We start from the raw sequence: 22,253 nt of genomic DNA on the forward strand, positions 1-22,253 counted from the left end.
GCCGCACCGTGTGGTGCGGCGGCCCTCGTCGTTTCCACGGTCCCGTACGGCAGGATGAGCGCCATGCCAAGCGCAGAAGACACGAGTGTGGACCAGGAACGGCCCGTCGTACGGCCCACGCACCAGGACGAGATCGCGGAGGCAGGCAGCGAGCTGATCGGCGGCCGGTCGGGGCGCTGGACACGGCTCGGCAGCACGGCACTCACGCCCGTGGGCGTCATCGCGCTGGTGGCCCTCGGGATGTTCGCGCTGGGCATGGTGCAGAAGCTGCCCTGCTACAACTGGGCGTGGTTCAGGGGCGCCGGTTCGCAGTACACGCACGCCTGCTACTCGGACATTCCGCATCTCTATGTCGGACGTGGTTTCTCAGACGGTCTCGTGCCGTACTTCGACCGGCTGCCCGGCGACATGCAGTACCTGGAGTACCCCGTCCTGACGGGCCTGTTCATGCAGATCGCGTCCTGGCTGACACCGGGCGGATCCATTCAGCACCGTGAGCAGATGTACTGGATGGTCAATGTCGGCATGCTGATGATCTGCGCCGTGATCATCGCGGTCTGTGTCGCCCGCACCCACCGGCGGCGTCCCTGGGACGGGCTGCTGGTCGCCCTCGCGCCCGCCTTCGCGCTCACCGCGACGATCAACTGGGACCTGCTGGCCGTCGCGCTGACGGCTGCGGCGATGCTCATGTGGTCCCGGGGGCGGGTGCTGGCGTTCGGCATCCTCATCGGGCTTGCCACGGCCGCCAAGCTCTATCCCGTGTTCCTGCTGGGGCCGGTCTTCGTGCTGTGCTGGCGGGCGGGCAAATGGCGGGAGTTCGCCATGGCGACGTTCGCGGCGGCGGCGTCCTGGCTGGTGGTGAATCTGCCGGTGATGGTTTTCGCGCCGGAGGGGTGGAAGAAGTTCTACACATTCAGTGAGGAACGGGGCATCGACTTCGGCTCCTTCTGGCTGATCATCACACAACGCACCGGAGAAACCTTCGAGGTCACGACCGTCAACACCGTCTCGACCCTGGTGACTGTCCTGTTGTGCGCAGCCATCGGTGCGCTGACGCTGATGGCACCGCGCAGGCCGCGCTTCGCGCAGCTGGCCTTTCTCGTCGTCGCCGCGTTCATCCTCGTGAACAAGGTCTATTCGCCGCAGTACGTGCTGTGGCTGATCCCCCTGGCCGCCCTGGCGAGGCCGCGCTGGCGCGATTTCCTGATCTGGCAGGCGTGCGAGGTCATGTACTTCCTGGGCATCTGGATGTACCTCGCGTACACGACGAGCGGGGACAAGCACCAGGGGCTGCCCACGGAGGGGTATCAGCTGGCGATCACCCTGCATCTGCTGGGCACGCTGTATCTCTGCGCCGTTGTCGTACGGGACATCCTCATGCCGGAGCGGGACGTCGTACGGCGCGACGGGTCGGACGATCCGTCCGGCGGGGTGCTCGACGGGGCCGGGGACGTATTCGTGCTGGGGCGGGCGGCGCATCCATCGCGGCATGCCGTGCCCGCCGCCGAAGCCCCGCGGGTGGAATGGGGCGCGGCGCACGGACCGGCCGCCGACTGAGACGGGTCTGTCCAGGGGGCCGGGGCCCCTGGACAGTGTCTCGGCGCCTTCCTACCGGTCGACGAGGCGGTCGAACTGGGTGGTCGTGTGGCGCAGATGGGCCACCAGCTCGTCGCCGACCTTCGGCTCCTGCGCGTCCGAGGGGACGAACAGGATCGACACCTGCATGTGCGGCGGTTCGGCGAACCAGCGCTGCTTGCCGGCCCAGACGAACGGCGACAGGTTGCGGTTGACGGTGGCCAGGCCGGCGCGGGCTACACCCTTGGCGCGCGGCATCACACCGTGCAGGGCCTTCGGGGCCTCCAGGCCCACACCGTGCGACGTACCGCCGGCGACGACCACCAGCCAGCCGTCCGAGGCGGTCTTCTGCTGGCGGTAGCCGAAACGGTCACCCTTGACGACACGCGTGACGTCCAGAACGGCGCCCCGGTACTCCGTCGCCTCATGGTCGCCGAGCCACAGCCGGGTGCCGATGCGGGCGCGGAAACGGGTCTGCGGGAACTGCTGCTGGAGCCGGCCCAGCTCCTCGGCTCGCAGATGGCTGACGAACATGGTGTGCAGCGGCAGCCGGGCCGCGCGCAGCCGGTCCATCCAGCCGATGACTTCCTCGACCGCGTCCGAGCCGTCCGTGCGGTCCAGGGGCAGGTGCAGGGCGAAGCCTTCGAGGCGTACGTCCTCGATGGCGGCGTGCAGCTGCCCGAGCTCCTCCTCCTTGACACCGTGGCGCTTCATCGAGCTCATGCACTCGATGACGACCCGTGCGCCCACCAGGGCGTGCACGCCGTCCACGGAGGAGACGGACCGGATGACACGGTCGGGCAGCGGCACCGGCTCCTCGCCCCGACGGAACGGTGTGAGGACCAGCAGATCGCCGCTGAACCAGTCCTTGATGCGGGCCGCCTCGTAGGTGGTGCCGACGGCGAGCATGTCGGAGCCGAAGCGGATGGCCTCGTCGGCCAGCCGCTCGTGACCGAAGCCGTATCCGTTGCCCTTGCAGACCGGGACGAGGCCGGGGAACTGGTCGAGGACGGATTTCTGGTGCGCCCGCCAGCGCGCGGTGTCGACGTAGAGGGAGAGCGCCATGGCCGGCCCGGACCTTTCTGGTGGCTGCGGTGTAGCGGAGGTGTGCGGAGCTTGTTGAACTGCCGGTCGCAGAACCCGTTGAAGGGTCTGTCGGAGTGTCTATCGGATCGAAGTCCCCATTGAAACGAATGAAGCCGGTTTCGTCAGCGGGACGACGCGTATCAGCGGCGCGACATGTAGATGTCGAGCGCCTTGTGCAGCAGCTTGTTGAGCGGGAAGTCCCACTCGCCGATGTACTCGACGGCTTCGCCGCCGGTACCGACCTTGAATTGGATCAGACCGAAGAGGTGGTCCGTCTCGTCGAGCGAGTCGCTGATGCCGCGCAGGTCGTAGACGGTTGCGCCCATCGCGTACGAGTCGCGCAGCATGCGCCACTGCATTGCGTTCGAGGGCCTGACCTCGCGCCCGATGTTGTCGGACGCGCCGTACGAGTACCAGACGTGGCCACCGACGACGAGCATCGTCGCCGCGGACAGGTTCACGCCATTGTGTCGCGCGAAATAGAGCCGCATGCGGTTGGGGTCCTCGGAGTTGAGCACCGTCCACATGCGCTGGAAATAAGAGAGCGGGCGCGGCCGGAAGCGGTCGCGGACCGCGGTGATCTCGTACAGCCGCTGCCATTCGGCGAGGTCCTCGTAACTGCCCTGGACAACCTCGACGCCGGCCTTCTCGGCCTTCTTGATGTTGCGTCGCCACAGCTGGTTGAAGCTCTTGAGGACGTCTTCGAGCGACCGGTTGGCCAGCGGGACCTGGAAGACATAACGCGGCTGTACGTCACCGAATCCGGCGCCGCCGTCCTCGCCCTGCTGCCAGCCCATCTTCCGCAGCCGGTCCGCGACTTCGAAGGCGCGCGGTTCGATGTGGGTGGCCTCGACATCGCGCAGGCGCTTCACATCGGGGTCCTGGATACCGGACTTGATGGCGGCCGCGTCCCAGCGGCGAATGACGACCGGCGGACCCATCTTCACGGAGAAGGCGCCCTGCTGCTTGAGATGCGCCAGCATCGGCTGCAGCCAGTCGTCCAGGTTGGGCGCGTGCCAGTTGATGACCGGACCCTCGGGAAGGTACGCGAGGTACCGCTTGATCTTGGGCAGCTGGCGGTAGAGCACCAGACCGGCACCGACCAACTCGCCGCTCTTGTCGAACCATCCGAGGTTCTCCGAGCGCCATTCGGTCTTCACATCAGCCCACGCCGGGACCTGGCAGTGACTCGCCGCAGGCAGATTCTGGATGTACGCCAGATGCTGCTCTCGGCTGATGGTCCTCAGGGTCAGGCTCATGCGGGGCGCTCCTCGGCAGGTGTGTCCCCATCGGTCAGGGGCTCCGGCTCTCGCGCCGAAGCCTACTGCGACCGAGGAGCGCGCCGTCTGGCCCTATGGGACCTTGCCGGTCCGTCCGCCGGGACCCGGATGGCCCCGTCCTTGCACGGGGAGCGGCGCCAGGCCCCTGTACGGGGTCCTCGCACCGGGCCCGTGCGTCCGGCTGTGACTGTTTGCGTCTGTCTCGAATCAGCCCACCACGCCGCCGAAGAGGCCGCCGTGGGCCATGCCCAGGAAGAACCCGATGGCGGATGCGCCCAGGCCGATGATCAGCGGGAACCTCTCTCGCGTGGTCACCGAGACGTACTGCCCGTACGCAGCTGTGAGGATCCCGATGAGTCCGGCCCACGAACTGATCAGATGCAGGCTGTGGAACATCGCCGTCACGAAAGCGAGGGCACCGAGAACCAGGGTCACCACCACCAGGGTTTCCTGGAGTGGATGGGTCTTGCCGTCCGTGGCGAGAAGAGAGACGGGAGGACGGGGTCGAATTGCCTGTGCCATGGAATACCTCCTGGCCGAAAGGCGGCGCATCGTGGCGCCGCTCACACCCGATGTGTACAGATTGCGTCTCCTGAGCACCGGATTTCAACCGGAAGCCGGTGGGCGGGTAGTCTGTACTCTCTGCACCGGTGTCTGCCCAGGCCAGCACGTCAGCCCCTCTCGACAGAGGACGTTGTCAGTGGCGGCTGTTTTACTCGGAGACACTGTTGCTTACGCATCACGACCCTCCTGCCACGGAACGACCGTGGCCGCTGAGTCCAAAGGAGGTGGGTTCCACATGCGTCACTACGAGGTGATGGTCATCCTCGACCCCGATCTCGAGGAGCGCGCTGTCTCCCCGCTGATCGAGAACTTCCTCTCCGTCGTCCGTGAGGGCAACGGAAAGGTTGAGAAGGTCGACACCTGGGGCCGTCGTCGTCTCGCTTACGAGATCAAGAAGAAGCCCGAGGGCATCTACTCGGTCATCGACCTGCAGGCCGAGCCTGCGGTCGTCAAGGAGCTCGACCGCCAGATGAACCTGAACGAGTCGGTCCTCCGGACCAAGGTCCTCCGTCCCGAGATCCACTGAGCATCTAGCTCAGCGGTCATCGGGTTCGAGTAGCAGCAAGCAGCCAGAAGCAATCCCCGCCGAGAGGTTCACCCATGGCAGGCGAGACCGTCATCACGGTCGTCGGCAATCTCGTCGACGACCCCGAGCTGCGCTTCACCCCGTCCGGTGCGGCGGTCGCGAAGTTCCGTGTCGCGTCCACTCCCCGCATCTTCGACCGGCAGACCAATGAGTGGAAGGACGGCGAAGGCCTGTTCCTTACCTGCTCGGTCTGGCGGCAGGCGGCGGAGAACGTCGCCGAGTCGCTCCAGCGAGGCATGCGCGTCGTCGTGCAGGGCCGGCTGAAGCAGCGGTCGTACGAAGACCGCGAGGGCGTCAAGCGCACGGTCTATGAGCTGGACGTCGAGGAAGTCGGCCCCAGCCTCAAGAACGCCACGGCCAAGGTCACCAAGACCACCGGTCGCGGTGGTCAGGGCGGCCAGGGTGGATACGGCGGTGGTCAGCAGGGCGGCGGCAACTGGGGCGGCGGTCCCGGTGGCGGTGGCCAGCAGGGTGGCGGCGGCGCTCCCGCCGATGACCCGTGGACCACGAGCGCGCCGGCCAGCGGCCAGCAGGGCGGGGGCCAGCAGGGCGGCGGAGGCGGTTGGGGCGGAAGCTCCGGCGGTTCCGGCGGCGGCTACTCGGACGAGCCTCCCTTCTAGGGCAGCTCGTACTCCCACTTCTTGATCACACAGGAGAAACACCATGGCGAAGCCGCCTGTGCGCAAGCCTAAGAAGAAGGTCTGCGCGTTCTGCAAGGACAAGACCCAGTACGTGGACTACAAGGACACGAACATGCTGCGGAAGTTCATTTCCGACCGCGGCAAGATCCGTGCCCGCCGCGTGACCGGCAACTGCACGCAGCACCAGCGTGACGTCGCCACGGCAGTCAAGAACAGCCGTGAGATGGCGCTGCTGCCCTACACGTCCACCGCGCGATAAGGGAAGGGTGACCGAATCATGAAGATCATCCTCACCCACGAGGTCTCCGGCCTCGGTGCTGCGGGCGACGTCGTCGACGTCAAGGACGGGTACGCCCGTAACTACCTGGTTCCGCGTGGCTTTGCCATCCGCTGGACCAAGGGTGGCGAGAAGGACGTGGCGCAGATCCGCCGCGCCCGCAAGATCCACGAGATCGCCACGATCGAGCAGGCCAACGAGATCAAGACCAAGCTCGAGGCCGTGAAGGTCCGTCTGGCCGTTCGCTCCGGCGACGCCGGCCGTCTCTTCGGCTCCGTGACCCCGGCCGACATCGCCTCGGCGATCAAGGCTGCCGGTGGCCCCGACGTCGACAAGCGTCGCGTTGAGCTCGGCTCGCCGATCAAGACGCTCGGCGGACACCAGGTGTCCGTGCGTCTGCACCCCGAGGTCGCTGCGAAGCTCGGCATCGAGGTCGTTGCTGCCTAAGGGCACAGCTCACCAGAGCAGGTGAAGGGCCGTACCCCACGGGGTATGGCCCTTTGCCGTTTCACGTGAAACTGGGGCGTCGGCCAGTGGCTCAGCGAGTGGCTCCGGTGACGATCCACTTGCCCGATCGTGTGCGCAGCCAGAGCGTCACCATGCGGACGGTCATCATCAAGACCATCGCCCACCACAGCGCGGTCAGGCCGCCACCGAACGTCGGCACCAGCAGGGCGACCGGGGCGAAGACGACCAGGGTGATGAGCATGGCCCAAGCCAGATATCGCCCGTCTCCGGCACCCATCAGCACTCCGTCCAGGACGAAGACCACGCCGGCGATCGGCTGGGACAGCGCCACCACCAGCAGCGCCGGCAACAGCGTGTCCTGAACGGACTGGTCGCCGGTGAACAGAGGCACGAACAGCGGCCGGGCAAGGACGATCAGTGTCGCGAACACCATCCCGGAAGCGATGCCCCACTGAACCATGCGGAGACATGCCTCGCGTGCGCCCTTGGCGTCATCGGCTCCCAGGTAGCGGCCGATGATGGCCTGCCCTGCAATGGCGATGGCGTCGAGGGCGAATGCCATCAGGCTCCAGAGGGAGAGGATGATCTGGTGCGCGGCGATCTCGGTGTCGCCGAGGCGGGCTGCGACGGCTGTGGCGATCATCAGCACGGCACGAAGCGACAGCGTACGGACCAGCAGTGGAACGCCTGCCTGGGCGCTGGCTTTGATGCCTGCGGCGTCGGGCCGCAGCGAGGCGCCGTGCCGGCGTGCCCCCCGTACCACCACGATGAGATAGGCCGCGGCCATGGCGATCTGTGCGATCACAGTGCCCCAGGCCGATCCGGCGATACCGAGCCCGGCGCCGTAGACGAGTCCTGCATTGAGGGCTCCATTGGCCGCGAAGCCTCCGATGGCGACATAGAGCGGGGTCCGGGTGTCCTGCAGGCCACGCAGCACACCGGTCGCGGCCATCACCACGAGCATGGCCGGGATGCCGAGGCTGGAGATCCTCAGATACGTGATGGCGTAGGGGGCTGCGGTGTCGGAGGCACCGAAGACGTCCACGAGCCAGGGCGCTGCGGGGAGCGCGATGGTGATGACGAAGATGCCGAGCAGTAGGGCCAGCCAGATGCCGTCCATGCCCTGCCGGATCGCGGAGGCCAGATCGCCCGCTCCGACCCGCCGCGCCACTGCCGCGGTGGTGGCGTACGCGAGAAAGACGAAGACGCTGACGGCGGTGGTCAGCAGGGCGGCGGCGACGGCCAGGCCGGCCAGCTGCGGTGTGCCGAGATGGCCGACGATGGCGCTGTCGACCATCACGAAGAGCGGCTCGGCGACGAGCGCGCCGAAGGCGGGGACGGCGAGCGAGATGATCTCGCGGTCGTGCCGTCGACGACTGGGCGACGGGGGTGCCGGGGCCTGGATCATAGGGGCCAATCTAATCTTCCACAGGTAATGGATGCAATGCCTTGGTAGTCCTTACATTTGCTGCGGCTCGGCATTCTTCCTTGCGCTGTTTGTCGTGATCTTGTGCTGACTCGGAAAGTTTTTCTCCCCCACAGCTCGTGGATGGAGAAAGTCCAGGTCAGAGCCTTGGTGATGTGGGCGTTATGAGTTTGTCCACAGTGCTGTCCCCCGCTCCGTGCACAGGTTCCGCGGAGTTCTCCACAGCATCTGGTCCGTCGTCCACATGCCCTGTGGATAACCAGATTGGCTGACGGTGCTGAGCGGCCTACCGTAGTCCGGCGCCCGCACCCCGTTCCGGTCCTGGAACCCCGCTGAACTCGACGTGCCGGAACCGGAGTCGGGCGTCTTGTTTGTCGGTGCTGTGCCGTAAGAAAGAGTGGCACGGCGAGGTCCGCGGAGCGGACGGGAGGAGGCGGCCGGGTGAGTATTCCCGAGCCTTTGGACGACCCCTGGGCCGACACTGGTCCCAGTGACCGTCTGCCCGTTTCCCGCCAGCGCCGCGGCGAAGGCCGGGACCGCGGCGAGCAGCGCGAACGCGGCAGCGAAAGCGGCGGATGGGAGGGCGGTTCTCCCGGTTTCGAGCGGGTGCCGCCCCAGGACCTCGATGCCGAGCAGTCGGTCCTCGGCGGCATGCTCCTGTCCAAGGACGCCATCGCCGACGTAGTGGAGATCATCAAGGGACACGACTTCTACCGTCCCGCCCACGAGACCGTCTACCAGGCGATCCTCGACCTCTATGCCAAGGGCGAGCCGGCCGACCCGATCACGGTGGCGGCCGAACTGGTCAAGCGCGGCGAGATCACCAAGGTGGGCGGAGCTCCGTATCTGCACACCCTCGTCCAGTCCGTGCCGACCGCGGCCAATGCTTCGTACTACGCGGAGATCGTCCACGAGCGGGCGGTTCTCAGACGGCTCGTCGAAGCCGGGACGAAGATCACGCAGATGGGATACGCGGCCGACGGCGATGTCGACGACATCGTGAACTCCGCGCAGGCCGAGATCTACGCCGTCACCGAGCAGCGCACCAGCGAGGACTACCTGCCGCTCGGCGACATCATGGAAGGCGCTCTCGACGAGATCGAGGCGATCGGTTCGCGCAGCGGCGAGATGACCGGGGTGCCGACCGGTTTCACCGACCTCGACGCCCTGACGAACGGCCTGCACCCGGGCCAGATGGTCGTCATCGCGGCCCGTCCGGCCATGGGTAAGTCCACTCTGGCGCTGGACTTCGCACGGGCCTGTTCGATCAAGAGCAACCTGCCCAGCGTGATCTTCTCCCTCGAAATGGGGCGTAACGAGATCGCGATGCGACTGCTCTCGGCCGAAGCGCGGGTGGCGCTGCACCACATGCGTTCCGGCACCATGACCGATGAGGACTGGACGCGGCTGGCCCGCCGGATGCCGGATGTCTCGGCCGCCCCCCTCTATATCGACGACTCCCCGAACCTCTCCATGATGGAGATCCGGGCGAAGTGCCGTCGCCTCAAGCAGCGCAACGACCTCAAGCTCGTGGTCATCGACTATCTCCAGCTGATGCAGTCCGGCGGCTCGAAGCGTGCCGAGAGCCGCCAGCAGGAGGTCTCGGACATGTCCCGAAACCTCAAGCTGCTCGCGAAGGAACTACAGCTCCCGGTCATCGCGCTCTCCCAGCTGAACCGCGGCCCCGAACAGCGCACGGACAAGAAGCCGATGGTCTCCGACCTGCGTGAATCCGGATCCATCGAGCAGGACGCCGACATGGTGATCCTGCTGCACCGCGAGGACGCGTACGAGAAGGAGTCCCCCCGCGCCGGCGAGGCCGACCTGATCGTCGCCAAGCACCGTAACGGCCCGACGGCGACGATCACCGTGGCCTTCCAGGGCCACTACTCGCGCTTCGTGGACATGGCGCAGACCTGAGCGGTGCTGTTGTGGGATCCCAGATCCCGTGTCCATTTCCCACTTGTGATGTCCACTGCGTGGCCAAAAGGACAGGGCAACGGGATTCATGCCGAGCGAGTGGGCAGTTCCCCTCTTTGTGTACGGGACCATCCCGGTCGGCGTCTGCGTGCGTGGCTGGGGCAGGACCCCGGTGTTCGGCGGCCAGTAGGGCTGCCTTGGGCAACGCGGGGTTGGTGGTCCGATGGGTACAGCGGTGGTCGCGCCGGTACGACTGAGTGTCCGGCGTGGTGACGAGACCGTGGTGGAGGACCTCGAATGGCCGTCGGCGCCGCTCGACCTACTGCGGGAGGCCCGGCCGTGGCGGACGTTCCGCTGGTTCAAGGGGCAGCAGCACTATTCGGGTACGTATTGGTCAGCCACCGTGGGCGACCACGTGATCTACGAGTCGCGGCTGGAGCTGGGGCGGCTGATGTTCGCCGACTTCGACCCAGCGGTGCGGCACATCGTCGCCCAGCCCTTCCTGCTCAAGGCCGACGTTGACGGCAAGGTCCGCAAGCACATCCCGGACTACCTGCTGCTGACCGACGACGGTCCGGTGGTCGTGGATGTCAAGCCGCGCCACCGGCTTGAGAGGCCGGAGGTCGCCTTCACGTTCGCGTGGACACACCAGGCGGTCACGTCCCGCGGGTGGCGGTACGAGGTGTGGAGCGAGCCGGTCCCGCAGGCCCTGGAGAACATCCGGTTCCTGGCCGGTTACCGCCGCACCTGGCTGTTCGACCCCGACCTGGTGGCCGCGCTGAGGGCCGCAGACCTGGATGGGATGTCACTGGGCGATGCCTTCCGGCTGCTGCCGGATCGTCCTCGGCCGCTGGTGAAGTCGGCGGTGCTGCACCTGCTGTGGTCCGGGCATGTGACGATCGCGCTGGACCGTCCGCTGAGCGCAAGGCACGTGTTGCGGAGGTTTTCCCGATGATGTTGTCAAACGGCACTGGTTCAGCGCTGGATGGTGACAGCCATCTGCGGCAGAACCCGGCCAGTAATGGAGCCGGAAGGGACGTTTCCCACGCGAACTGCGCCCATCGCGCGGTAGAAGGGTTCGGCGTTCGGGTCCGCGTCGATCGTGAACTGGGCGAACCCCAGCTCTCGTGCGGCAGCGAGGGTGTGTTCGAACAACAGGCGGCCGATCCCCTGCCCGATGGCCCGCGGCTCGACGAACATCATGCCCAAAACGCCAGTGGGCGGCTCTTCTTCGAGGGTCGTGAAGCCCAGGATGTGGCCGTCCTTGTCAGCCACCGTGGCTCGCCGACGTGCGACCTCATTCGCGTCAACGGTGAGCTCGTCTCTGCACGCCTCCAGAAATTCGGCGTCGTAGCCCCAATGCGCCTTGGAGCGAAGTGCCAAGTCGCTGAGAATCTCTGCTTCCGTGACCCTTGCCGGCCTGATCAGCACGCTCACCTATGCCTCCTGTCAGATGTGGGTCTCTCGATCTTCTCATCCTGCCTTTGCCTGGGGCAGACCCACGAGAAAGGTCGAACCTCATGAGCGGGGCTGGGACGAAGCTGGGAGTGGGAACACACTTCCGCCTGGACGGCGAGACGGTGGAGGTTGTGGAGTTTGCCAGCCTGGCCACGGGCATGGAGGTTGTCCTCAAGGACGGGCGTGACCGACTGGCCCGGATGTCGCTGCGTGCGCTGCTGACCTCCAATCGCGCCGAGCTGATCCACGACAGGTCTGGCCCGTCATCTGCCGATGACGGGGACGTTGCGGCCGTGGTGCTGAGCCGGCTGACCACGGAGGAGAAGAAGGAGGTCCTGGAGCGGGCCGAGCACATTCGGGAGATGCTGACGGGCTATCGCTCCGGCAGCGAGGACCTCCCGCGGCCGGATGAGCCCCGTTCCCATTACGCCCCTGGCCTGCCGTTGACAGGCCGATATGAGGCCAAGGCCGCGGAACTGGGAGTGACTGAGCGGACGGTGCGCCGGTGGGCACGGGCCTTCCGCGATTTCGGCGAGGCTGGACTGGTGCCGAAGACCACGCAGGCGGACAGCGGGCTGGGCAACGCCGATCCGCGCTGGGTCGAGGCCGCGGAGGAGGTGCTGGCGGAATACGAGGAGGAGTCGCGCCCCTCGGTGAAGGTGGTGCTGGAAGAAGTCGAGGCCCGCGTCAAGACCAAGTTCAAACTGGTCAAGATTCCGGTGCCGCCGCGGACGACGGCCTACCGGTGGATGCAGGAGCTGGAACGTCGCCATCCGACGTTCCGGCTCAGTACCCAGCGCAACCGGGACATCGCCGACCGGCCAAGAAAGGTCTACGGCAAGCTGCGGCCCACACGGCCGGGCGAGTACGTGCTGATGGACACCACACGGCTGGATGTCTTCGCGCTCGACCCGTTGACGCTTCAGTGGATGCAGGCGGAACTGACCGTCGCGATGGACTGGTACACCCGCTGCATCATCGGTCTGCGGGTGACTCCGGTATCGACGAAGGCCATCGACGCCGCAGCGGTTCTCTACCAGGCATACCGTCCCCAGCCGGTTCCGGAGAGCTGGCCCAGGGAGGCCGCCTGGCCCGAGCACGGCATTCCGCGCGGGGTGCTGGTGGAGGCCGAGGCCGTGCACGGGCCCGTCACCGGGGTCTGGGGCCCGAAGGTGGCGCCGGAGACGTTGATCGTTGACCACGGAAAGATCTACCTGTCGGCGCATCTGACCAGCGTCTGCCGCCGGATGGGGATCTCGGTGCAGCCGGCGAGGCTTCGCACGGGCCGGGACAAGGGACCGGTGGAGCGGTATTTCCGCACCCTGCGTGAAGACCTGCTGCAGCGGCTTCCCGGCTACAAGGGGCCGGACATCCACTCGCGCGGGCTGAACCCGGAGAAAGACGCCTTCTTCTTCCACCACGAGTTGGAGGCGATCATCCGCGAGTGGACCGCGGTGACGTATCACCGTAGGCCACACGCGGGGCTGATCGACCCGCACCTGCCGAAGGTGGAGTTGTCTCCGGCGGCGATGTTCGAGCACGGCCTCGCGCGGGCGGGCTACATCGAGGTGCCCCGCGACCCGCACCTGGCCTTCGAGTTTCTCGACGTCACGATGCGCACGGTCCAGCACTACGGCGTCGAGATCAACGGCCGTCGCTTCAACGGTGATTGCCTCGATGGGCTGCGGGACATGGCCGGCTCCGACATCGACCTGGACAAGCGGCGGCTGGAGTTCTTCGCGGATCCCGACGACGCCACACGGATCCACTTCCGGGACCACGAACGCCTCTGGCACACCCTTGAGTGGGAGCATGCACCCGGCCTGGACATGCCGCTGAGCGAGGAAGCGCTGCAGTTCGCCCGACGCCTGGCGGCGAAGGAGTACACCTATCCCGACGACCGGCTCGCCATGGCCCTGCTGCTGAAGCGGTGGAACCTGGGCCTGGGCACCTCCCTGGTCGAACGGCGGATGGCCCTGCGGCTCTCCCGCGAACAGGCCGCTCTGGAACTCCCGAAGCCGCAGGCTGACGCCGTCAGCTCGCTGCCGTCGGTCGCCCGCGTGCTGTCCCTTCCCGAGCAGTCGGCGCCCCCGGCGATCGAGACCGCCCAGGAGCCGGAGGCGGGCGATGACGACGCCGACGGCTTGGAGGAGCTGGACGAGGAACTCGACTTCTACGCGACCGCCTTGAAGGACGTCGATGACGATGAGTAAGCCGACCCGAGCCCAGGCCGAGGACGATCTGCGCTCCCGGCTGGATCACCTCACGCTGTCCCGCAAGGAAGGCTTCGCTCGCCTCGCGGAAGCCCCGCGCCGGATCCGTCCGGAACTCCTGTCCCAGCGGCAGCTGAAGAAGCTGTGTGAGGAGGCCTTGGCCGAGTACAACCGGGCCCGCCGCCAATGGCACGCCAACCTCGGCCCGCTGGGAACCCCGCAGATGAAGGCCCTACACGAGGATCTCTGGGACATCTTCGACAGTAACGATCAGGACAGCGACAAGGTCAAGGGCGGGATCGCTCTCGATGCCTTTCCAGGGCTGGGCAAGACCACGGCCGTGCTCGCCTTTGCTCACAAGCTCCACCGCCGCGTCATCCGAGAGGAAGGCAAGTTCACCGACGCCGGGCATGAGCGCTGGCCTGTCTGCCGAGTCGGTTTGACCAGTAACACCGGGATGCGTGACTTCAACCGGGCCATCTTGGAGTACTTCGGGCACCCCGGCCGTCACCGGGGGACGGCTGCCGACTTCGGCTATCGCGCGCTCGACTGCGTCTTGTCCGCGGAGACGAAGCTGCTGATCGTGGACGATCTGCACTTCCTGAGGTGGCGGAACATGAGTGGGATCGAGGTCAGCAACCACTTCAAGTACATCGCCAACGAATTCCCCGTGACCCTCTTGATGGTCGGCGTCGGCCTGGAAAAGCGGGGGCTGTTCACCGAGGGATCAACCTACGAGGACGGTGTCCTCGCCCAGACCGGACGCCGCACGACCCGGCTGGGCATGGAACCGTTCGACATCAAGACCGGGCAGGGTCGCCGCGGATGGCGCGACACCCTCCTCGCGATCGAGGAACGCGTCGTCCTCGCGAACAAGTACCCCGGCATGATCGCGGACGACCTGTCCGACTACCTCTTCGCCCGCAGCACCGGACACATCGGCTCGCTCATGACGCTGATCAACCGCGGCTGTCAGAGAGCCGTACGCACCGGCGCCGAGCGGCTGGACGAAGACCTGCTGAGCAGCGTCAAGAACGATGCCGCTTCCGAGGAGGCCCGCCGGGAGCTGGAGCTGGCCTTCGAGACCGGCAAACTGACCAGCCGCCTCAAGTCCCCTTCCAGGAAGGCCGCATGACTGACAGGCTGCGGACTCTGCCGATCCGGGTCGCGCCGCTTCCTGGCGAGGCCCTGGACTCTTGGCTGGAGGCACTCGCCCAGCGATTTCGGACACCGCTGGGCGAGGTGATGCGCAACATCGGCCTGCCGCCCAGGCATAAGGCCGGCAGGCGCCTGCCGGGCACCCCCGTGGACTGGACCGTCATTCTGGGCCCGCAGCAGAAGGCGGCGATCTCGATGACGACGGGCTTGGATGAGGCCCGTCTCCAGGCGATGACGCTGCAGCACTATGACCAGCGGGCCCTGAAAATCGATCACGAGCATCACGCCGTCCAGCTCACCGTCTTGTGGGGCCGCGGCAGTGGGTCTCGCTTCTGCCCGGACTGCCTGGCCGAAAACGGCGGCCGTTGGATGCTGTTCTGGCGGCTGGGCTGGGCCTTCGCTTGCCTGAAGCATCGCCGGATGCTGGCGGACTGCTGCCCGCGCTGCGGGCGCGTCCCCCGTCGGCTCCCCCGAAGCCTGCGGTCTGTTCCCGACCCTCTCCGCTGCGGCAACACACCCTTCCGAACGGGCGGAGCCGTCACCGGCGGCTGCGGCTTCGACCTGACCGCAACCGAGCCCCTTCGCCTCAGTACTGACCATCCGGCGATCACCGCCCAGAGGCTGCTGACCGACGTGATCGAGAAGGACGCCGCGGATTTCGGCGCGTACGCCCTCGCGCCGCAGGCGGCGTCCTCGGCACTGACCGACATCCGAGTCATCAGCGGGCGTGTGCTGTCCCTCCTGCCTGATGACGACCTCCCTCGATGGGCATCAGCCGATCTCGCCGACGCTCATCTCCACCCCGACCCTGACCGCCTGCTCGCCACTCGGGCCGAAACCAGACCGGGCTTCATGGCGCCGCCAAGGGCTGTCACCGCCGCAACCGCTGTCACCGCTGCCCTGCACGTGCTGAACCAGCCCGACGTTCACCGGGCCGGGGCTGCCCTACGTCCGCTGCTGGAGACACTCCGCGGAGACGATCCGCAGAACAGTGCAAGCACGATCAACGGCTGGGGACGCCAGGGAAGCCACCTCCTGGCGTCCGTTCACCTCGCCGGCCTCGCACCGTCGAGCCGCCCCGGAACACAGCTTCGACACCGTTTTCCTACCGCGATTCCCCGATTTCCGGCGAAGACAGAGACAGACATCATGGCGCGAAGCCGGAAGATTCCCAGCGTCTTCTGGGGTTCCTGGGCTGTCCGTCTGATCCCGTCGCGGGGCGCGATTGCTTCTCGGGTCCTGGCGCCTGCCTTTGCGGCCATCCTCCTGATCGTCGACAGCCGAGCCGAGTTCCACACTGCAACGCGCCACCTCGGCAGCGTAATCAACAAAATCGACATTTCCCGGGTTCTGCAACGACTGGACGACGACCCGACCTGGCCTGACATCGCCACCGCCTTGATTCGCTTGGTCGACCACCTTGATGCCGTCGACGCCCCCATCGACTACGCCCGTCGCCGCAGCCTGGACTACTCCCGGCTGCTGCCGGCCGAGCAGTGGGCTGCCATCTGCCGCCGCACCGGAACCCCATCAGGCCAAGGTCTCCGCGAGCGGGTCATGCGCTGTCACCTGTTCCAGCGGATCAGCGGATTGCCGATCGAGGCCGCCCCTGGACATCCCGGCGCCAAGGACGCCGAGTTCCGTGGGGACTACGCCCACGACACAGCCCTGAGACCCCCAGAACTGGCCCAGGCACTGGACGAACACGCCCGGAACTTCCTCGCCGAGCACGGCATCCACGACGAGCCTGTCATCTGGCAGCCCCCTATCAGCTTGATGGACGGGCTCACCCTGCCGGGCCCCGACCCTGACCGTGTCGACATCGACCTCCTGCACCAACTCGTCCGCGAGCGCGAACATCCTGTCCGGCACGCAGCTGAGACCCTCGGCATCAGTATCGAGGCTGTTCGCCAACTCCTGGACCAGCAGCCAGCTCCGATGCTCTCCCTCACGGATGCCCAGTCCAAAGCCAGGGGGAAGATCTTCGTCAAGGCGATGGAGGTGCTGCCGAAGTCCGAACTGTCCCGGCTCTACCTGGAGGAATACCGCTCGTTTCAGCAGATCGCTGATCTCTCCGGCTTCTCCCGCCCGACCTTGATCCGTCTTGCACGGACCTACGGCATCCCTCTGCGGGACGGCCCTCAGGACTACAACCGCCACGGGACCATCGACCGTGACTGGCTGTTCGAGCAGTACGTCGACCTTGGCCGAACCCTCCCCGATCTCGCCCGCGAGAAAGGAATGAGCGTCGCCAACATGACCAGATGGGCCCACCGTCACAGCATCCCGCTACGTCCTCGTGGGGGACGTAGTCACCGCAGCGCGCTGCACTCAGCCGATGCGGCGGTCCGCCATCCCGAGATTTTGCGCAAGGCCTTCACCGGCCGGCACGCCGAACAGCGGCTGCGGCGCTTCGCCCGGTGCCTGGCTTACCCGACCCTCACCGAGGCAGCTCACAGCATGGGCATCCACCCACCCGTTCTCATCGACCAGGTCCGGCTCTTGGAACAAGACTTCGGAGAACCTCTCCTGAAGCGAGCTGAGTGCAACCGCACCATGCGGGCCACGGAGTTCGGGCAACAGGTGGCCGACGCAGTCGAGGAAATGGACACTTCACCTGGGAAAACCTCAGTGGACAACTGATGGGACAGGGACGAACTCAATGGTCAGAGAGGTGGCAGTGGACAAGCCGGAACGGAACCTACAGCTGTGAAATGGGTTCGCCACAGCCTGGGTTCTGCGGGTAGTTGTTGAGGATGACCTCTCCATCTGAACAGTTGCTCCCTGGTACGCAGCGCGCTCTGCTGCACCGCATCGCCACCGCACAGTCGGAAGGCCGGGCGCCCTCGCTCGTCGCCGCGGTACAGAGGCAGGGGCAGATCGTCTGGAGTGGCTCCCGCAGTTGCGTGGACGGCCATGCCCTCGATGCTGACACCCAGTTCAGGATCGGCACCAAAACCTTTACGGCAGTGCTGGTCCTGCGGCTGCGTGACGAGGGACTTCTGGATCTGGACGACCCGCTGGAGAAGCATCTGCCCGACACGGGCGTTGGTGGAGTCACTGTCCACCAACTCCTGGGCCACAGCGCGGGACTGGGTGCCGAGTCACCCGCACCCTGGTGGGAGAGGACTCCGGGCACACTGCGGCCCGAGCTTGCCGATGTACTCGGCGAGCAGACGCGGATGCACACTCCAGGCCGCCGTCACCACTACTCGAACCCTGGCTACACACTGCTGGGCGCGCTGGTCGAGAAGGTACGCGGGGCGAGCTGGGCGGAGGTGCTTCATCACGAGATCCTGGAACCGCTGGGCATGCACCGCACGAGCACCCAGCCGCAGGCACCGCACGCAGGCGGCTGGGCTGTACATCCCTGGGCCGATGTCATGCTGCCCGAGCCGACCGAAGATCTCGGACTGATGGCCCCCGCCGGCCAGCTGTGGTCCACCACCGGCGACCTCCTCCGCTTTGCGGCCTTTCTCGCCCAGGGAGACGGCCGGGTGCTCCGTGCCGCCTCCGTGGAGCAGTTGCGTGAACCGGCCGCGCCGACCGAGTCCGGTGACTGGGAGTCCAATTACGGTCTGGGCCTTCAGCTCGTCCGGAGAGACGGCCGCACGCTCTTCGGGCACACAGGCTCGCTGCCCGGCTTCCTGGCCGCCCTGTGGTTCAGCATCGAGGACGATGTGGCGTCCGTCGTTCTCACCAACACCACGTCGGGGCTGATGGCCGGTGGTGTTGCCGCCGACCTCGTGAAGATCGTCGCCGAGGCCGAGCCCCGCATTCCGGAGCCCTGGCGCCCGCTGCCTGAGGCGGACGCGGAGCTTCTCACGCTGACCGGTCCTTGGTACTGGGGCACAAGCGCGAACATCCTGCGACTGGCTTCAGACGGTGGGCTGGACCTTCAGCCCCTGCGGGGCAATGGCCGCGGCGCCCGTTTCACCCCACAGCCCGACGGCACCTGGATCGGTCTCAATGGCTATTACGCGGGGGAGACGCTGCGTATCGTCCGGAACGGCGACGGCAGTGTGAACCATCTCGACCTGGGTTCGTTCGTCTTCACGCGGGAGCCGTACGACCCTACGGCGGCCGTTCCCGGCGGTGTGGACGAGGGCGGGTGGCGGGGCCTCGGAGCCTGAGCACCACGTTTCACGTGAAACGGGCAGGCGGCGGCCGACTCAGGCCGTCAATTCCCGTTCCAGTGGGGTACGGAAGCGTGGAGTGATCCGTGCTTGGCCCACCCATTGAGACAGTCGGGATGCCTCCGCCTCGACCGTGGCGGTGGCATCCCGGCCGATGTCGGACAGCAGCCGCCCGGGACCGCGGGCCGCCAGGGCGGCAAGGGTCTTCCGTTCGGTGTCGGCGAGCCAGCGTTCGTCAAGTCCACTGCCGTCGTCCGCCAAGTGCTTGAGGAAGGTGCGGCGTTCCTTGGCGGCCACGGCCCGGGCGTTCGAAGCGCCGATGTATGGGGCGAGTTCCCGCGATACGACGAAGAGGGTGTTGCGCATGGAGAGCTGCCGGACCAGCGAGACGTCTTCATAGAGAGCTCGCTCCACCGCGGCGATGCTTGCCTCGGACATACGGGCGCACGCAGATGGCGGCGTCGGTGGCGTGCAGAGCGACGACCGCATCGGCCACGGACACCGGAAACATGGTGCGTACGGACGGGGCCAGGAGATGTCGCCGCCCGAGCCTGATCCTGCGCTGTTCGTCACTGATGCGGTGCACAGACAGCCCCTTGGACTCCGGACTGCGATCAGAGCGCGAGCTTGAAGCCCACGTGGCTGGCGGTGAAACCGAGCCGCTCGTAGAAGCGATGAGCATCGGTCCGGGTCGCATCAGACGTCAACTGGACCAACTGGCAGTCCTGGCGCCGGGATTCGTCCACTGCCCATTCGATCAGCTGGGTGCCGAGGCCGCTGCCGCGCTCGTCGGCGTGGACACGGACGCCTTCGATGACCGAGCGGGTCGAGCCGCGCCGGGAGAGTCCGGGGATCACCGTCAGCTGCAGGGTTCCGACGACGCGGCCCTCACGCACGGCGACGACCACGTGCTGGTTCGGGTCGTGGGCCAGCCGCCGGAAAGCGGTGCGGTACGAGGTGAGGTCGTCCGGCGACTCACGCTGTGCACCCAGCGGATCGTCGGCGAGCATGGCCACGATCGCGGGGATGTCGGCGAGGGCCGCAGGGCGTATTTCCAGATCGCTCATGATCGACAGAGTACGTAGATCACGCGGACAGCGCGGGGATTCGCCCGGCCTGCTCGGAGAACTCTTAGCGGCTGCGCAGCGGCTCACGCGACCTGTACGGGGGCCTTCAGCTCTTCGACCGCCCTGACGAGTGGGGCCATCTCGGGATTCTTGGCGGCTTCGTCGAGTGCGGTACGCAGCGCGGTCTCATTGGTCGGCCGGGCCTCGGCGAGCAGGGTGAGGCCGGCCTCGGTGACATCGGTGTAGATGCCGCGGCGATCGGTGTCGCAGAGATACCGGGTCAACAGTCCGCGGTCCTCGAGGCGGGTGACCAGACGGGTCGTGGCGCTCTGGCTGAGCACGACGGCGTCCGCGACCTGCTTCATCTGGAGATGGCCGCCGGGACCGTAGTGCTGCCTGCTCAGGACGTCGAGCAGGGAGTACTCCCGCACGCTGAGACCGTGCCCGGTCTGCAGCGCCCGCTCGATACGGGCCTCGATCTTCCCGTGGAGCAAGGAGAGGGCGCACCAGCCCTGCGAGAGGGCGGTCAGTGCGGGGTCTGTAGCTGTCATGCGGTCTCTCCTCCGTTTCGGAGCTGCTTGCGTCCAGGATAGGCGACCTACGCAATAGCCTGCGCTTGCAATTAATCAGCGTCTGCAATTATTGTGTGCGCCTGTAAGGTGCAGACGCAATCTTCAGGGAAAGTGAAACCCATGCCGCTCGCGCTCCTCGCCCTCGCCATTGGGGCTTTCGGTATCGGAACCACCGAGTTCGTGATTATGGGGTTGCTCCCCGAGGTTGCTGCGGACTTCCAGGTCTCGATCCCGACCGCAGGATTCCTCGTCACGGGATACGCCCTCGGTGTCGTACTCGGCGCACCGCTGATGACGGTCCTCGGCACCCGCGTCACCCGTAAGCGCATGCTCATGCTGCTGATGGGGGTGTTTGCCGTGGGCAACGTCGTCTCCGCGGCCGCCCCGGTCTTCGGTGTGATGGTCGCCGGCCGCGTGATCACCTCGCTTGCCCACGGTGCCTTCTTCGGCATCGGATCGGTCGTGGCGGCCGATCTGGTCGCTCCGCAGAAGAGGGCCGGGGCGATCGCCATGATGTTCACCGGCCTCACCGTCGCCAATGTCGTCGGCGTACCGCTGGGCACCTACATAGGACAGGGCGTCGGCTGGCGGACCACATTCTTCGTCGTCGCCGCGCTCGGTGTCATCGGCCTTCTCGGTGTGGCCAGGCTCGTCCCCGAACAGCCCCGGCCCGTGGGCGTACGACTCCGCCATGAGCTGGCAGCCTTCCGCGATGTGCAGGTCCTGCTCGCCATGGCGATGACCGTGTTGGGCTTCGGCGGAGTCTTTGCCGCGATCACCTACATCACCCCGATGATGACCGAGGTCGCCGGTTACTCCGCTTCCTCCGTCACCTGGCTCCTGGTCCTCTTCGGGCTGGGCATGGTGGGCGGCAACCTGCTCGGCGGCAAGTTCGCCGACCGCCATCTGATGCCGATGCTGTATGTGTCGCTGGGCGCCCTTGCCGTGGTCCTGTCCCTGTTCACCCTGACCGCCCACAACAAGATCGCAGCGGCCATCACCATCGTGCTGATCGGGGGCCTGGGCTTCGCCACAGTGCCGCCGCTGCAGAAGCGGGTGCTCGACCAGGCAGCCGGTGCTCCGACCCTCGCCTCCGCCGTCAACATCGGTGCATTCAACCTCGGCAACGCGCTGTCGGCATGGCTCGGTGGCCTCGTCATCGCAGCCGGCCTCGGCTACACCGCACCCAACTGGGTCGGCGCCGCTCTAGCCGCCTCCGCCCTGGTCCTCGCGGTCGTCTCCAGCGTTCTGGAACGTCGCAGCATGGTCGCCCGGGGCCGACTCGTCACCCAGCACAGCCCTGAACCGGTCGCGACCCCCGCGCCCCAGCGCTGACCACCCCCCTCACACCACCCCCCTCACACACAGCACCACATCGCACCAAGGAGTCATCCCCATGAGCACCACCACTGTCGCCGTCGCCCCGCTGACCACCCCGGAAGCCGAAGCACTCATCGATGCGGCCCGCGGCACCGCCGAAGCCGCCGGTGTCGCCGTTGCCATCACGATCCTCGACGCGGGCGGCCACCTGCTGGCCTTCCGGAGGGATGACCAGGCGGTTCTCATCGCGGGCGAGACCAGCACACGCAAGGCATACACGGCCCTTCAGCTCGACGCCTCCACCGCCGACCTCGTCGACGCGGTCCAGCCGGGCGGGCTCTTCCATACTCTGCCAACCGCCCTCGACCGGCCGCTGCTCTTCATCGCCGGTGGTGTCCCGGTCCACCGCGACGGCCGGCTCATCGGCGCCATTGGCGTCGGCGGGGGTGCACCCGACCAGGACCACGCCTTTGCGACGGCTGCCGTGAAGGCTCTCGCCTGACGCT

Annotated in this window: 20 protein-coding genes and 1 pseudogene; 13 read left to right on the plus strand and 8 right to left on the minus strand. The window is 66.8% G+C overall.

The window, feature by feature from the left end:
- The first annotated feature begins 63 nt into the window (after positions 1 to 63).
- A complete protein-coding gene (locus ABTZ94_RS03475; protein ID WP_351197039.1) occupies positions 64 to 1,557 on the plus strand; it encodes a glycosyltransferase family 87 protein in 1,494 nt (497 codons plus the stop codon).
- 51 nt (positions 1,558 to 1,608) lie between these two features.
- Here the strand turns inward: ABTZ94_RS03475 and ABTZ94_RS03480 are convergent, their stop codons facing one another.
- From ABTZ94_RS03480 to ABTZ94_RS03490, 3 genes are all read right to left on the minus strand, one after another.
- A complete protein-coding gene (locus ABTZ94_RS03480; RefSeq protein ID WP_351197041.1) occupies positions 1,609 to 2,640 on the minus strand; it encodes an alanine racemase in 1,032 nt (343 codons plus the stop codon).
- Between the two features lie 161 nt (positions 2,641 to 2,801).
- Positions 2,802 to 3,920 (minus strand): lipid II:glycine glycyltransferase FemX, encoded by a 1,119-nt coding sequence (locus ABTZ94_RS03485; RefSeq protein ID WP_351197043.1) that lies wholly within the window; start codon positions 3,918 to 3,920, stop codon positions 2,802 to 2,804.
- Between the two features lie 228 nt (positions 3,921 to 4,148).
- Positions 4,149 to 4,463: a hypothetical protein gene (locus ABTZ94_RS03490; RefSeq protein ID WP_351197045.1), complete on the minus strand. Its 315-nt coding sequence runs from the start codon at positions 4,461 to 4,463 to the stop codon at positions 4,149 to 4,151.
- A 277-nt stretch (positions 4,464 to 4,740) separates the two neighbouring features.
- Here ABTZ94_RS03490 and rpsF point away from each other — a divergent pair, with 277 nt between their 5' ends.
- The 4 genes from rpsF to rplI all read left to right on the plus strand — a co-directional run bounded on the left by rpsF (position 4,741) and on the right by rplI (position 6,456).
- The gene (gene rpsF, locus ABTZ94_RS03495; protein ID WP_015609864.1) at positions 4,741 to 5,031 is read left to right on the plus strand and encodes a 30S ribosomal protein S6; all 291 of its coding nucleotides are present in this window, start codon (positions 4,741 to 4,743) and stop codon (positions 5,029 to 5,031) included.
- Positions 5,032 to 5,105: 74 nt separating this feature from the next.
- The gene (locus tag ABTZ94_RS03500) at positions 5,106 to 5,711 is read left to right on the plus strand and encodes a single-stranded DNA-binding protein (protein WP_351197047.1); all 606 of its coding nucleotides are present in this window, start codon (positions 5,106 to 5,108) and stop codon (positions 5,709 to 5,711) included.
- 43 nt (positions 5,712 to 5,754) lie between these two features.
- On the plus strand, positions 5,755 to 5,991 hold the full coding sequence (rpsR, locus tag ABTZ94_RS03505) for a 30S ribosomal protein S18 (protein WP_003967857.1): 237 nt from the start codon (positions 5,755 to 5,757) through the stop codon (positions 5,989 to 5,991).
- Positions 5,992 to 6,009: 18 nt separating this feature from the next.
- Positions 6,010 to 6,456, plus strand: coding sequence for a 50S ribosomal protein L9 (rplI, locus tag ABTZ94_RS03510; RefSeq protein WP_093895069.1), 447 nt, complete (start codon positions 6,010 to 6,012; stop codon positions 6,454 to 6,456).
- A gap of 91 nt (positions 6,457 to 6,547) precedes the next feature.
- Here the strand turns inward: rplI and ABTZ94_RS03515 are convergent, their stop codons facing one another.
- A complete protein-coding gene (locus ABTZ94_RS03515; RefSeq protein ID WP_351197050.1) occupies positions 6,548 to 7,885 on the minus strand; it encodes an MATE family efflux transporter in 1,338 nt (445 codons plus the stop codon).
- A 477-nt stretch (positions 7,886 to 8,362) separates the two neighbouring features.
- Here ABTZ94_RS03515 and dnaB point away from each other — a divergent pair, with 477 nt between their 5' ends.
- Both dnaB and ABTZ94_RS03525 read left to right on the plus strand, forming a co-directional pair.
- The gene (gene dnaB / locus ABTZ94_RS03520) at positions 8,363 to 9,823 is read left to right on the plus strand and encodes a replicative DNA helicase (RefSeq protein WP_351197176.1); all 1,461 of its coding nucleotides are present in this window, start codon (positions 8,363 to 8,365) and stop codon (positions 9,821 to 9,823) included.
- Between the two features lie 223 nt (positions 9,824 to 10,046).
- Positions 10,047 to 10,778, plus strand: coding sequence for a TnsA-like heteromeric transposase endonuclease subunit (locus ABTZ94_RS03525; protein ID WP_351197052.1), 732 nt, complete (start codon positions 10,047 to 10,049; stop codon positions 10,776 to 10,778).
- Positions 10,779 to 10,798: 20 nt separating this feature from the next.
- Here ABTZ94_RS03525 and ABTZ94_RS03530 read toward each other — a convergent pair whose 3' ends face one another.
- Complete coding sequence (locus ABTZ94_RS03530) at positions 10,799 to 11,254, minus strand: GNAT family N-acetyltransferase (protein WP_502967168.1); 456 nt, start codon at positions 11,252 to 11,254, stop codon at positions 10,799 to 10,801.
- Positions 11,255 to 11,343: 89 nt separating this feature from the next.
- On the opposite strand from ABTZ94_RS03530, the gene ABTZ94_RS03535 reads away from it, so the two are divergent.
- The 4 genes from ABTZ94_RS03535 to ABTZ94_RS03550 all read left to right on the plus strand — a co-directional run bounded on the left by ABTZ94_RS03535 (position 11,344) and on the right by ABTZ94_RS03550 (position 18,785).
- Positions 11,344 to 13,494 carry a TnsB C-terminal domain-containing protein gene (locus ABTZ94_RS03535; RefSeq protein ID WP_351197055.1) on the plus strand — a complete coding sequence of 717 codons (2,151 nt, stop codon included), beginning with the start codon at positions 11,344 to 11,346 and terminating at the stop codon, positions 13,492 to 13,494.
- The gene (locus ABTZ94_RS03540) at positions 13,487 to 14,629 is read left to right on the plus strand and encodes an ATP-binding protein (protein ID WP_351197057.1); all 1,143 of its coding nucleotides are present in this window, start codon (positions 13,487 to 13,489) and stop codon (positions 14,627 to 14,629) included. Before ABTZ94_RS03535 ends, ABTZ94_RS03540 begins: the two co-directional genes overlap by 8 nt.
- A complete protein-coding gene (locus ABTZ94_RS03545) occupies positions 14,626 to 17,295 on the plus strand; it encodes a TniQ family protein (protein WP_351197059.1) in 2,670 nt (889 codons plus the stop codon). The genes ABTZ94_RS03540 and ABTZ94_RS03545 overlap by 4 nt, the downstream gene beginning before the upstream one ends.
- Before the next feature lie 113 nt (positions 17,296 to 17,408).
- On the plus strand, positions 17,409 to 18,785 hold the full coding sequence (locus ABTZ94_RS03550; protein WP_351197061.1) for a serine hydrolase domain-containing protein: 1,377 nt from the start codon (positions 17,409 to 17,411) through the stop codon (positions 18,783 to 18,785).
- Positions 18,786 to 18,961: 176 nt separating this feature from the next.
- Here the strand turns inward: ABTZ94_RS03550 and ABTZ94_RS03555 are convergent.
- The 3 genes and pseudogenes from ABTZ94_RS03555 to ABTZ94_RS03565 all read right to left on the minus strand — a co-directional run.
- Positions 18,962 to 19,374 (minus strand): annotated as a pseudogene (locus ABTZ94_RS03555) (DNA glycosylase AlkZ-like family protein); the annotation flags it as partial.
- A gap of 28 nt (positions 19,375 to 19,402) precedes the next feature.
- Positions 19,403 to 19,855: a GNAT family N-acetyltransferase gene (locus ABTZ94_RS03560; protein WP_351197063.1), complete on the minus strand. Its 453-nt coding sequence runs from the start codon at positions 19,853 to 19,855 to the stop codon at positions 19,403 to 19,405.
- A gap of 83 nt (positions 19,856 to 19,938) precedes the next feature.
- Positions 19,939 to 20,406, minus strand: coding sequence for a MarR family winged helix-turn-helix transcriptional regulator (locus tag ABTZ94_RS03565; protein ID WP_351197065.1), 468 nt, complete (start codon positions 20,404 to 20,406; stop codon positions 19,939 to 19,941).
- Positions 20,407 to 20,547: 141 nt separating this feature from the next.
- Between ABTZ94_RS03565 and ABTZ94_RS03570 the strand changes: the two genes are divergently transcribed.
- Positions 20,548 to 21,762, plus strand: a complete 1,215-nt coding sequence (locus tag ABTZ94_RS03570; RefSeq protein WP_351197067.1) for an MFS transporter — start codon at positions 20,548 to 20,550, stop codon at positions 21,760 to 21,762.
- A 61-nt stretch (positions 21,763 to 21,823) separates the two neighbouring features.
- A complete protein-coding gene (locus ABTZ94_RS03575; protein WP_351197069.1) occupies positions 21,824 to 22,249 on the plus strand; it encodes a GlcG/HbpS family heme-binding protein in 426 nt (141 codons plus the stop codon).
- Positions 22,250 to 22,253 lie beyond the last annotated feature (4 nt).

Source organism: Streptomyces sp. NPDC002785 (assembly GCF_040295565.1).
Classification (GTDB): domain Bacteria; phylum Actinomycetota; class Actinomycetes; order Streptomycetales; family Streptomycetaceae; genus Streptomyces.